This window comes from Pseudomonas kielensis (assembly GCF_014236655.1).
GTDB classification, from domain to species: domain Bacteria; phylum Pseudomonadota; class Gammaproteobacteria; order Pseudomonadales; family Pseudomonadaceae; genus Aquipseudomonas; species Aquipseudomonas kielensis.
Genome location: NZ_JACMYG010000046.1, coordinates 1 through 12,416, shown reverse-complemented (window position 1 = coordinate 12,416; position 12,416 = coordinate 1). Strand labels below are relative to the sequence as shown.

Below are 12,416 nucleotides of genomic sequence, written 5' to 3'. Positions count from 1 at the left end.
TCAAGTTAGAAACCCATGCGCAGACTGGCTGCGATGAAGTCTTTGTCAGTGGGGGCGAATGGGGTGTTGCCGGTGCTGGCCCAGGACACTTCCGCCGAGTAGTTCTGCAGGTAGTCGGCGCGCACGCCGAGCGAGCCGAGCAGGCGGCCTTCGACGAAGTTGCTGTCGTAGGACCAGCCCTTGACGTCTTGGCCGAAGGTGGCGAATGGCGAGATGTTGACCCCGGCAAATACGCCCGGGTAGTTCAGCTGTGCGCGGAGGCGGTAGCCCCAGGAGAAGTCCGAGGTGAAACCGTCCTTGCTGCAGGCGTATTTGCGGTACTTCTCGGTGGGCACGCCGCCAGTGCAGCCTTTCACGTTGCCGTTGGCCAGGTCGCTGCCATAAACGTCGACTTTGTTGTAGCGGCGCTCCGACTGGCCAGGAAGGTCATGCATGTACTTCATGCCGGCTTCGCCGATCAGGTTCAGGCTGTCGGCACCGAGCACCTGTGGGAAGGACTTGATCAAGCCCAGCGACAGTTGCGAGACCTTGAGGCGGTCGTAGCCGTCGTACGTGGAGCCAGGTGCGGCATTGATCGCATCCTGGCCGAGGGTCAGATCCCCCCCGATGACGCCGCCAATGACGCCGGGATTGCCGGCAAAGGCTGGAATCAGGTCGCCCGTCGCCAGTTGCACCGGCTGATTGGGCCGAAAGCTGTACTCACCAAACACCGAGGTGCCGGCAATATTGCTGGAGAAGCTCAGCCCAAAGATGCGGATATCCTCAGGGAACTCGGCGAAGTAGCGGGCGTTGTTCACACCATTGCCGTTGACCGGCGTAGGTGGACGCCAGCCGGCACCCGTCGGACCGTAGCGGTCAGTGATAATGCTGGCGTAGGGCATGCGCGAGTGAATATTCATCGCGTAGGCGCCGAACTCGGTGCCGATGCTGTCGGCGAAGTAGCGCAGCGCCAGACCGAATTGACCGCTGTCGGACGCTTCCTTGTCGTTGGCGCGCTGGATGATTTGCCCGGTGGCATAGGCATCGGGGTCGTCCAGGCCGGCCGCAATGGGGCCTTGGGGGACGCCGTAGCAGCCTTGGGTAATGAAGTCGTTGGCCGAAAAGTAGGTGCCGCAGCCTTCGAGTACCGACTGGCGCCATTGCAACTGGTAGAACGCCTCCATGCTCAGGGCATCAGTCAGGCCATAGTTGCCGTACAGCATGGGCACTGGCAGCAGGGCTTCCTTGAGTTGCGAGCCCGGGCGGCGCAGGGCGGCGATGTCGACCGGGTTGGCGGCATTGATACCGTTCTGCAGGAACAGGCCTTCGCCCCAGTTGACCACTTGGTTACCCAGGCGCGCATTCAGCGGTCGCTCGGCGACGGTGAAGTCGCCAAACACGTAAGCATCCAGCAACGCCACACCCTGGAACTTGGCCAGTTCGTCGAAGTGGCTGTCATCCAGCTTGCTGTTGGGTTGGTAGCCATTGGCCGAGTGACCGAAGTCTACCTCGCGGTTGTTCAGGGTGTAGTCGTACCAGGCTTTTGCGCGAAGAAAGGCGCCGTAGTTCTGGTACTTGAACTCGACTTCGCCAAGCAAGGTGACCGGCGAGGACACCAGGTTGCGCTTGCGGAAGTTCAGGCGCCCGTCATCCAGGTTACGGCCACCGCTTGGGTTGAACTGGCCGGGTGCGCCGTAACCGATGCTATTGGCATTGCGTTGGTAGACGTAGGCACTGTCCGGTTTTTCCGCGCTCAAGATGGCACCAACGCTAACACTGCCGTTGGCGCGCCCACTGACTTCGCCCCATTCAAATTCGCTGGCCTGGGCGTGCAGGGAGATGGCGTAAGCCAATGGGGTCAAGCTCAGGGCCGTGAGGCTCAGCCAGCTACGACGGTGAGTGCTGCTACTCGCGAGTGAAGTCACGCGACTGCCTCCAGATTTTTTGTTATTGGGGGGGCTAATTGCCGGCATTGCTCGGGTGGCCGATTGGCCGCGCTCCGAGGGGTCTATAGATAGGTCAATTCGGTGGGGGATTCTGGATGTTTGATGCCAATGATTTGGCAGTTGGCGACAGAGGTTCGGGCGGGATGATTGCTGAGGGGTGGCGTGAATGAGCAGTAGGTTGACATCTAAGGACAAGTTTTTCGGCGTGCGTCGCTTTATGCTGCCGCTGCTCTAAGTCCGACTGTTCAACGCGGTCGTCGAATGTCGATTGCTCCCAGGCGGGCAATCCACAACTAATAAAAATAATCCTGGTACTGAGGAACGCTGCGTGTCGACCGCCAAGAACCTGATCCTGGGGCTGTGCTCCATTGTGTTGTTCAACCTCCCGCTGCAGGCCCAGGAATCCGTGTCGCCGCACCTGGCAAAAAACCCTGCGGGCTATGCCGCCGCTGGCAGCTGTCAGGGCTGCCATGCCGAGCAGGCCAAGGATTGGAAAAACTCCGATCACGACTGGGCGATGCGCGAGGCGACGCCGGCCAACGTGCTGGGTAACTTCAAGGGCGCACGTTTCGAGGACGCCGGCGTCAAGGCGAGGTTCTTCCGTCGCGGCGACAAATTTTTCGTCAACACTGAAGGTGCGGACGGCAAACCGACCGATTTCGCCATCAGCTACACCTTCGGCTATAAGCCGCTGCAGCAGTACCTGGTGGAATTCCCTGGTGGCCGCCTGCAGAGCCTGACCATCGCCTGGGACACACGACCCAAGGCCGAAGGCGGGCAGCGCTGGTTCTCGCTCTACCCCGGCCAGCGATTTACCCCGAACGATCCGTTGCACTGGACCGGGCGCTATCAGAATTGGAACGCCATGTGCGCCGATTGCCATTCGAGCAATCTGTTGAAAAACTACGACGATAAAACCGACAGCTTTGCCACCACCTGGCATGAGCCGAACGTCGGCTGTCAGGGGTGCCATGGTCCGGCGCAGAAGCACGTCGAGTGGGCCGAACAAGCCAAGAGCAAACCCCAGGATAGCGCTGCGTACGCGCCGGCAAATACCTCCGCCTCGGCCAAGGATGTGGGCTTGCCCGTGGATTTCAAAACCCTTGGCAGCCAGGGCCAGGTCGAGCAATGCGGCTATTGCCACAGCCGCCGGCAAAGCCTGGGTGTCGGCCAGCAACCGGGCAAGCCGCTGCTCGATGCGGTGCTGCCGGCCACCTTGCGTCCAGAGCTGTATCACGCGGATGGGCAGATCCAGGGCGAGGTCTACGTCTACGGCTCTTTCACCCAAAGCAAGATGTCCGCCGCCGGGGTGACCTGCACCGACTGCCACGATCCGCATACCACCAAGGTCAAGATTGCAGGCAACGGTCTTTGTCAGCAGTGCCACACCGAAACGCCACCAGTGCGTTTCCCCAGCTTGCAGGCGAAGAACTACGACAGTCCCGAGCACCATCGTCACCAGCCCGGTTCGGCTGGCGCGCAGTGCGTCAATTGCCACATGCCGGCGCAGACCTACATGGTCGTCGACCCGCGCCGTGATCACAGCTTCCGTCTGCCACGGCCGGACCTGGATACCAAGACTGGCAGTCCGGATGCCTGCACCGCCTGCCACAAAGATCAAGAACCGGCGTGGGCGGCCAAGACAATCGAAGATTGGTTTGGTAAACCGCAACGCCCGCCGCACTACGGCGAAACGCTGCATGCTGCGCGTCAGGGCAGTGCCGGTACGCTGGCGCAACTGACGGCACTGATTGGCGACCTGGGTAAGCCGGCGATCGTCCGTGCCACGGCCGCCGAACAGTTGGTAGCGTTGGGCGAGCCGGCGATACCGAGCTTGACCCAGGCGCTCAAGGACCAGAACCCGGTGGTGCGTGCTTACGCGATTCCGGCCTTTACCGGGCTCGCGCCAGTGGAGCGGGTCAAACATTTGCTGCCACTGCTGGATGACCCACAGCGGGCGGTGCGCGATGAGGCATTGCGGGCGCTGGCGAGCATTCCCCTGCTGGCCTTGCCCGAAGAGCGCCGAGCAGGATTCACGGCGGCCCTCGAGGATTATGAACGGCGTCTGCGCAGCAATGCCGATCTGCCCGGCAACCGCCTCAACCTGGCCGTGCTGCTGGAGCGCAAGGGCCAGCAGTTGGACGCGCTGGAGCAGTACCGCCAGGCACTCAAGCTTGACCCGTACTTCTCTCCGGCGCGGGTCAATCTGGTAACGCTGGCTAACGGCATCCTGCGTCAGGATGAAGCCGAGCAGGTCCTGCGCGAAGGGGTGGCGCTCAAAGAGATGCCGGCCAGCGATCACGGCAATCTGGCCTACATGTTGGCGCTGTTGCTGGTCGAACGTGGCCAGGCCGAGGAAGGTCTGCAGTGGATGGAGCAGGCCGCCGTGGCCTTGCCCGACAACTCGCGAATCCGCTACAACCAGGGCTTGCTCCTGTTGCAGATGAAGCGCCGCGAAGCCGCGCAGGTCGCGTTGGAAGCCGGCCTGGCGCAATCGCCGCAGGACCCCGACCTGTTTTACGCGCTGATTTACCTGCATGGCTCGGGCGGTCAGCGCGAGCAGGCGCTGTCGTACCTGCGGCGCCTGGAGAAGGCAGCGCCAGGCGACCCGCGCCTGGCGCCGCTCAAGCAGCAATTGGGCGTGCGTTAGCAGCCGGGATGGATCACGGCGCCGCTCAATGCCTGGCGCCGGGCGCACAGTTATCCAGTGACCAGGGGCGGCGTGCTTTCGCGCGTTGGCCCTCAGACTGGATAAAAGGTATTGGGTTGACGCCAACGGTTGGACAATTGGCGCCGAATGACAATTTTCTTCCGGGCAACTGGGGCACATTGCCTCCAGATTAATAAAAACAAGCCTGACAAATCGCCACGGGTTGCAGCGTGGCGGAGGAGAATTGCGATGACACGCTACGTGCTCATTCTGGCCTGCCCCATTTTGATTGCCGCCCTGTTGCTATTGACCGGTTCCTTGCAGAACCCCGCCCCCCCCAAAACCACGTACGGCCCTGTCCCCAGTTTCGACGCCATCTTCGGTCAACATTGATACGCGAAGCAGGCGCGATTGACCCATGCCCACGCGTAACCAGCCCAAGCCGCCTTGTTTCAACGGCGACGCTGCCCTGCTGGTCGATGGCGCACAGGTCGCGCAGCGCAAGGGCATTCACGCGACCCTCAACGACGACTCGATGCTGACCGGTAATGGTGGGCGAGGCGGGCGTAATGAAGGCGCGGCGCTCCCTCCTGACGATCAGGTGGCGTTACGCGTCGGTGTCGAATTCCAGCGCATCGAAATCGCGTGGCTGGGCTGATCGCCCTAGATCCCCCAAGGCCTCGCCGTGGCCGGTGTAACGACCGGTCGCAGGGTGACGCCTGCGGCTACCGGCCTTTTGGACTATTTGGAGAAACACCGATGCAGGTAAATACCTTGATTCGCATGATGGGCTTGGGCGTTGGTGCGCTGGCCAGTCTGCTGACGGCCAGTGTGGCGGTGGCTGAACAGTCGAAACCCAACATCGTGTTCTTTCTCGCCGATGACCTGGGCAATGCCGATCTGGGTTACCGCGGCAGCGATATCCAGACACCCGCGATCGACTCCCTGGCCCGGCAGGGCACCCGGCTTGAATCCTTCTATGCCCAGCAAGTGTGCACGCCCGCCCGTGCAGCGCTAATGACGGGGCGTTACCCGATACGCCATGGATTGCAGACCCTGGTGATATTTCCAGGGCACAGCTATGGGCTGCCGTTGGATGAACGCACCTTGCCGCAAGCGCTGAAAGAGGCCGGCTACAAGACTGCAATCGTTGGCAAGTGGCACCTTGGTCACTACAAGACAGGCTTCTGGCCGAACCAGCGCGGCTTTGACCACAGCTATGGCAACCTGATGGGCGAGGTGGACTACTTCAGTAAGGAAAGAGGGGGTGTCATCGACTGGCAGCGCGATGGCCAGCCGGTCAAGGAAGAGGGCTACCACACCCTGCAACTGGCGGCGGAGGCCGAGCGCCTGATCGACGCGCATGATCCGGCGCAGCCGCTGTTTCTGTACATGCCGTTCCTCGCTCCGCATGCGCCGTACCAGGCCCCCAAGGAATATGAAGATCGCTACCCCGGTATCCAGGACCCGACCCGCCGCACTTACGCAGGGATGATAACGGCGGTGGACGATGCCGTTGCCAGGGTACTCACGGCCCTGGAGAAGAAGGGCATGCGCGAGAACACCTTGGTGGTCTTCGCCAGCGACAATGGTGGCGCGCTATCTGCAGACATGGCCTCCGGTGCTGGCAAAACCAAGGTTGCACACCCTCCGGCCAGCAACCTGCCGTATCGGGGAGGCAAGGGCAGCCTCTATGAAGGTGCGGTGCGGGTACCGGCCATCGTCAACTGGCCCGGGCACATCCCGGCGGGGCAGATGGTTAACCAGCCGCTGCACATGATCGACTGGTTTCCAACGCTGGTGCACCTGGCGGGTGGCAAGGTCGAAGGCAGCAAGCCGCTGGATGGCAAGGACATATGGGCCAGCCTCACCGAACAGGCCCCATCCCCCCATCAGGAACTGCTGCTCAATGCCGAGGCTTATCGTGGCGCGTTGCGCGAAGGCAAGTGGAAGCTGCTGCACAGCGCGCTGCTGCCGGCCCGCAGCCAACTCTTTGACCTGGAAGCCGACCCGCAGGAGAAGCATGACCTGGCGGCCGAGCATCCAGAGGTCGTTACCCGGTTACTGGCGAAACTGAATGATTATGGTCGTCAGCAGCTACCGTCGAAGTTTCTCGTCTCTCAGGGCCGTTACCTGAAGTACCAGGGTAAAGCGCTGTTCGAGAGCGAAGACAACGGCGCTGCCGAGCAGGCAGATGCCCAATTCATGAAAGCCTTGCAGGGCCTTTAAGCCCCCATCCCACAAACATTGTCATGCAGGCCTGACGGCCTGCCGGAGGCTGGGTTACGCCTGTGGCTAACCCACCCAGCGGGCTATTTGGAGAAACACTCATGCAGGTGAAGGTAAGTAGCGTGTTCCGCACAACCGGTTGGTGCGTTGGTGCGCTGGCCAGTCTATTGGCGAGCAGCGTGGCGCTGGCCGAAGAGCCGGATCGGCGCATTCTGCCGTTGGAGGTGCGTGTGGAGGGCGGCAAGGTCGGCCCGACCGTGCAAACCTCGCAAATGCCCAAGATCATCCCCGTCACCGCGCCAGCCGGTGCGCCGAACGTGGTAGTGGTTTTGCTCGACGACGTCGGTTTCAGTGCCAGTTCGACCTTTGGCGGCGCGATCGCCACCCCGGCGCTGGACAAGCTGGCGGGCGAGGGCGTGAGCTACACCCGTTTCCACACCACCGCCTTGTGCTCTCCAACCCGTGCGGCGCTGCTCACCGGGCGCAATCATCACAATGTCGGCGCGGGTAACATCACCGAGTTCGCCACCGGCTTCAGCGGCTACAACAGCGTGATCGGCAAGGACAGCGCGACCGTCGCCGAAGTGCTCAAAGGCAACGGCTACAACACCGCCATGTTCGGCAAATGGCACAACACACCCGTGTGGGAAACCAGTGCCGCCGGGCCTTTTGACCGCTGGCCGACCGGCATGGGCTTTGAAGAGTTCTACGGCTTTCTCGGCGGCGAGGCGCACCAGTATTTCCCCGGTCTGTTCCACGGCACTACGCCGACCGAACGCCCCGAGCATGCCGAGAACTACCACCTGACCACCGACCTCGTCGATCACGCCCTGCAATGGACCAGCACCCAGCAGGCCATGGCGCCGGGCAAGCCGTTCTTCATGTATTTCGCCCCTGGTGCCACCCATGCCCCGCATCAGGCTCCCAGCGAGTGGGTCGAGCCCTACAAGGGCAAGTTCGACCAGGGCTGGGACAAACTGCGCGAGGAAACCTTCGAGCGGCAGAAGCGACTCGGGGTGATTCCCGCCGACGCCGAACTGACTGCGCGGGATCCGTCGATTCCTGCCTGGGATTCGCTGACGCCGGAGCGCAAGAAAATTGCCGCGCGATTGATGGAGGTCTATGCCGGCTTCCTCGCCCACACCGACTATGAAATCGGCCGCCTGGAGCAGGGCTTCAAGGATCAGGGTGTGTGGGATAACACCCTGTTCATCTACATCGTTGGCGATAACGGCGCTGCGCCGGCGGGTGGATTGCAGGGCGTGTTCAACGAAATGACGTTCCTCAACGGCGTGGCGGAGGACGAAAAAGTCGTGCTGTCACGACTGGACGAAATCGGCGGGCCGAAAGCCAACAACGAGTACCCGGTGGGTTTCGCCTGGGCCATGGGCACACCGTTCAAGTACACCAAGGCGTGGGCCTCGCACTTTGGCGGCACGCGCAACCCGATGGTGATCAGTTGGCCGGCGAAGCTGAAACAGCATGGCGAGCTGCGCACTCAGTTCCACCATGTCACCGATGTGTTGCCGACCATTCTCGAAGCGGCGGGCTTACCTGCGCCGGAGAAAGTCAACGGCGTCGCGCAAAAGCCAGTGGACGGTATTTCTATGCTCTACAGCCTGAATGACGCTAAGGCCGCCGAGCGGCGCAAGACTCAATACTTCGAGCTGTATGGCACACGCGGGCTGTACCACGATGGTTGGATGGCTGCCACCAGTCACAACCGTGCCTACAGCAAGAACCAGCCGGGCGTGCCTGCGTTCACCGAGGATAAATGGGAGCTGTACAACCTCGACCGCGACTTCAGCCAGGCCAATGATCTGGCCGCGCAGTACCCTGACAAACTCAAGGCGCTGCAGGCAATATTCGAGCAGCAAGCGCAGGCCAATAATGTTTACCCGCTGGACGACCGCGGTGCCGCGCGCGTGATCAACGCGCGTCCGAGTATTCTCGGTACGCGCCAGGAATTCACCCTGCGCGCGGGCGCGGTGCGGATTCCCGAAGACCTGATCCGCAACACGTTCAACCGCTCGTTCAGCATCGAGGCCGATCTGAAGCTGGACAAGCCAGGCAACGTGCAGGGCGTGATCGCCACAGCCGGTGGCTACTACGGCGGCTTCTCGCTGTTCATCAAGGATGGGAAACCGTTCTACACCTACAACTACTTCGGCAGCGAGTACACCACGCTGGAAGGCACCCGGCCGTTGCCGCAGGGGCCAGTCAAGCTGCGCTATGAGTTCACCTACGACGGTGGCGGTATCGGCAAGGGGGGGCAGGCGCGGTTGCTGGTCAACGGTGAGCCGGTGGCGGAAAAACGCATCGAACGCATCGTGCCGCTGGGCTTCTCGGCGGACGAGACGCTGGACATTGGCATGGACACCGGCACGCCGGGATCGGACCGCTATGAAGGCAATTTCCCGTTCAATGCAACCATTGATCAAGTCAAGTTCAGCCTTCAATGAGCCCGGCCCCATGACCATGACAAGGAGAGTATCGATGAGGTTCTTCCACGCCAGCCTGCTGGCTCTGGCGCTACCAGTGGGTCAGGCGCTGGCCACGACAAACACTGAAGGGCGCGTCTTACCGCTGCCGCCTGCGGCATTCAAGGGTGAAATCGGCACCACCTACAAAGACTCGAAACCGGACTTTCCGGTGCAGCTCAAGGCACCGGAAGGTGCCCCTAACGTGCTGGTGATTCTGCTCGATGACGTCGGCTTCGGCGCGATGTCGACCTTTGGCGGCATGGTCGATACCCCGGCGCTGGATCGCTTGGCCGACAATGGCCTGCGCTACAACCGCTTCCACACCACAGCCCTGTGCTCGCCGACGCGTTCCGCCCTGCTTACCGGGCGCAACCACCATCAAGTCGGCAGTGGCATGATCACCGAGTTGGCCATCGGCTACCCGGGCTATAACAGCATGTGGGGCGCGGAAAGCGTGACCATCAGCGAAGTGCTGAAGAATCACGGTTACAACACCGCGATGTTCGGCAAATGGCACAACACACCGGATTGGGAAACCAGCCCGGCCGGGCCGTTCGATCGCTGGCCGACGGGCAAGGGCTTCGAGTATTTCTATGGCTTCCTCGGGGGCGAGGTCAGCCAGTACGAGCCACAGCTATACCAGAACACCGAAGCCGTCGAGCCGGCCACCACGCCTGAGCAGGGTTACCACCTGACCAGCGATATCACCGACCGGGCCATCAATTGGGTGCACACCCGCGACTCGATCGCACCGAACAAACCCTGGTTCGTCTATTGGGCACCGGGTGCTGCACACGCGCCGCACCACGCGCCGCAGTCCTACATCGACAAGTACAAGGGCCGCTTCGATAAAGGCTGGGATGCCTATCGCGAGCAAGCGTTCGCCCGGCAGAAAAAACTCGGTGTGATTCCCGCCGATGCCAAGCTGACCCCGCGTCCGGCCGAGCTGCCGGCTTGGGACTCGCTGAGCGCCGACGAGAAGAAGTTGTTTGCCAGGCAAATGGAGGTCTACGCCGGTTTTCTTGAGCACACCGATCACGAGACTGGTCGCCTGCTCAACGCTGTGCGCGAAATGCCGCGTGGCGATAACACCCTGGTGATCTACATCACCGGCGACAACGGCGGTTCCGCCGAAGGCAGCATGACCGGCACGCTGAACAACATGGCTACCCAGAACGGTATCCCCGACAGCGTGGCCGCGCAGTTGGCTGTGCTTGACGAACTGGGCGGACCCAAACACGAAGACCACTTCGCCGTGCCGTGGGCCTGGGCGATCAACACACCGTTCCAGTGGATGAAGCAAGTGGCTTCGCACCTGGGGGGTATCCGCAATGGCATGGTGATTTCCTGGCCCAAGCGGATCGAAGCCGAGGGCGGCTTGCGCAGCCAATTCAGTCATGTGACTGATATCGCGCCAACTATCTATGAGGCGGTCGGTATCCCGATGCCGGAAGAAGTGTCCGGTGCCAAGCAAACGCCACTGGCTGGCACCAGCCTGCTTTACAGCCTGAATGATGCCAAGGCTGCCGACCAGCACCGCACCCAGTATTTCGAGATGTATGGCAGTCGCGCCATCTACTCCGATGGCTGGATGGCCTCGGTCAAGCACAGTCAGCCCTGGGATATGCTCAATCGCAAGGGTGACTTCGAGAACGATCAGTGGGAGCTGTACAACCTCAACGAAGACTTCTCCCAAGCCAATGATCTAGCGGCCAGACACCCGGAGAAGCTCAAGGCGCTGCAAGCGCTGTTCGACCAGCAGGCCAAGGCCAATCAGGTTTACCCACTGGATGATCGCTTTGTCGAGCGTGGCATGGATCAGACCCGGCCGTCGCTGGTGCGCGGTCGCACCGACTTCAGCTTCCGTCCGGGCACCGTGCGGATTCCCGAGGGCAGCGCGCCGAACACCAAGATGCGTTCGCACCGCATCAGCACCACAATCAACATACCGGCTGGCGGTGTCGAGGGCGTGATCGCGGCCCAGGGCGGCAGCGCCGGGGGGTGGAGCCTGTACGTCAAGGATGGGCATCTGCTGTACGTGAACAACTTCTTCGGCAAGAAGAGCGATGTATTGCGCAGCGCCGCGCCACTCCCGGTCGGAGAGGTCGAGGTGGTGTTCGAATACACCCAGGAAGTCAAACAGTGGGCTGGCGGCGGTAGTGCTCGGTTGCTGGTGAACGGCAAGCCAGTGGTCAAGGGCACGTTTGCCAATGTGGTACCGGGGCGTTTCTCCGCCACCGAAACCCTGGACATTGGTGCCGATCTGGGCTCGGCGGTGACCGAGGACTACCACGGCCCGTTCCGCTTCAACGGCAGCATGCAGCCGGTGCAGTTCAAGCTGCTCTAAAAAGCGCTGAGCAATATCCCAAAGGCGGCACGGGGCAACCCGTTGCCGCCTTTGTGCGTTCTACGGCGCGGTATCAGACCAAGTCATCCGTGGTTTGCTGTTTGCGCCACTCCCGCGGGCTTTGTCCGTGCCAGCGCTGGAAGGCACGGGAAAAAGCACTTTGGTCGCTGTAGCCGAGCAGGTCCGCCAGTTGCGAGATGCTGATGTTTGAATCCAGCAGGTAGCGGCTGGCCATGGCCTGGCGGGTGGAGGACAGCAGGTCCTGGAAGGTGGTGCCTTCATCTTCCAGTTGGCGCTGCAGCGTGCGGGTGCTGATATTCATATGGCTGGCAATCTGTTCGATGGTCGCGCGGCCGTCGGGCATAAAGCTGCGGATTAGTTGTTGCACCAGCTCCGGCAACTGTTGGACGGCCTTCTGCGCGATGTTGTCGAGGTGTTGCTGGATCAGGCGATGCAGTGCCGGGTCGGCGGCGTGCAGGGTGGTATCGAGCAGTGAGGTCTCGAACATCCAGCCATTGCAGGGGGCATTAAAGCTCGGGATCAGGCCAATCAGGCGCCGGTACTGCCCGGGCTCGGCAACCGGGGCATGCTGCAGCAGCGCTGCCGACGGTTGCCAGCGCTTGCCCAACAGGGTGCGCATCAACGGCATGCCGATCCCCAACGCCAGTTCTGCACCGTGCCGGGAACCGAAGATCGTCGGGTCGGTAATGGTGTAGGAAATGATGGTGTGCTCGCTTTGTTCCTCAAGTCGCACTTGTGCGGCGCCAGAGTGCACATGGAAG

8 protein-coding genes are annotated in these 12,416 nt (G+C 61.8%); 6 read left to right on the top strand and 2 right to left on the bottom strand.

What is annotated here, in order from left to right; translation table 11 throughout:
• Positions 1-5 precede the first annotated feature (5 nt).
• Positions 6-1,904: a DUF1302 domain-containing protein gene (locus H7995_RS26490; protein ID WP_166593130.1), complete on the bottom strand. Its 1,899-nt coding sequence runs from the start codon at positions 1,902-1,904 to the stop codon at positions 6-8.
• Between the two features lie 349 nt (positions 1,905-2,253).
• On the opposite strand from H7995_RS26490, the gene H7995_RS26485 reads away from it, so the two are divergent.
• From H7995_RS26485 to H7995_RS26460, 6 genes are all read left to right on the top strand, one after another.
• Entirely contained in the window at positions 2,254-4,575 is a 2,322-nt protein-coding gene (locus H7995_RS26485) for a tetratricopeptide repeat protein (RefSeq protein ID WP_185819174.1), read from the top strand.
• Positions 4,576-4,824: 249 nt separating this feature from the next.
• Positions 4,825-4,968, top strand: coding sequence for a hypothetical protein (locus H7995_RS26480; protein WP_182344421.1), 144 nt, complete (start codon positions 4,825-4,827; stop codon positions 4,966-4,968).
• Positions 4,969-4,993: 25 nt separating this feature from the next.
• Entirely contained in the window at positions 4,994-5,233 is a 240-nt protein-coding gene (locus H7995_RS26475; RefSeq protein ID WP_166591232.1) for a hypothetical protein, read from the top strand.
• Positions 5,234-5,334: 101 nt separating this feature from the next.
• On the top strand, positions 5,335-6,804 hold the full coding sequence (locus tag H7995_RS26470; protein WP_198422816.1) for an arylsulfatase B: 1,470 nt from the start codon (positions 5,335-5,337) through the stop codon (positions 6,802-6,804).
• A gap of 101 nt (positions 6,805-6,905) precedes the next feature.
• Positions 6,906-9,266, top strand: a complete 2,361-nt coding sequence (locus tag H7995_RS26465; protein WP_166591231.1) for an arylsulfatase — start codon at positions 6,906-6,908, stop codon at positions 9,264-9,266.
• Positions 9,267-9,300: 34 nt separating this feature from the next.
• Complete coding sequence (locus tag H7995_RS26460; protein ID WP_185819173.1) at positions 9,301-11,634, top strand: arylsulfatase; 2,334 nt, start codon at positions 9,301-9,303, stop codon at positions 11,632-11,634.
• Positions 11,635-11,707: 73 nt separating this feature from the next.
• Here the strand turns inward: H7995_RS26460 and H7995_RS26455 are convergent.
• The coding region (locus H7995_RS26455) for a helix-turn-helix transcriptional regulator (protein ID WP_185819172.1) at positions 11,708-12,416 on the bottom strand (709 nt) is incomplete at its 5' end.

Bases quoted from the DNA above. Each gene is read 5' to 3' on its own strand.
- H7995_RS26465 (WP_166591231.1), top strand. From the start codon at position 6,906: ATGCAGGTGAAGGTAAGTAGCGTGTTCCGCACAACCGGTTGGTGCGTT.
- H7995_RS26480 (WP_182344421.1), top strand. From the start codon at position 4,825: ATGACACGCTACGTGCTCATTCTGGCCTGCCCCATTTTGATTGCCGCC.
- H7995_RS26475 (WP_166591232.1), top strand. From the start codon at position 4,994: ATGCCCACGCGTAACCAGCCCAAGCCGCCTTGTTTCAACGGCGACGCT.
- H7995_RS26470 (WP_198422816.1), top strand. From the start codon at position 5,335: ATGCAGGTAAATACCTTGATTCGCATGATGGGCTTGGGCGTTGGTGCG.
- H7995_RS26460 (WP_185819173.1), top strand. From the start codon at position 9,301: ATGAGGTTCTTCCACGCCAGCCTGCTGGCTCTGGCGCTACCAGTGGGT.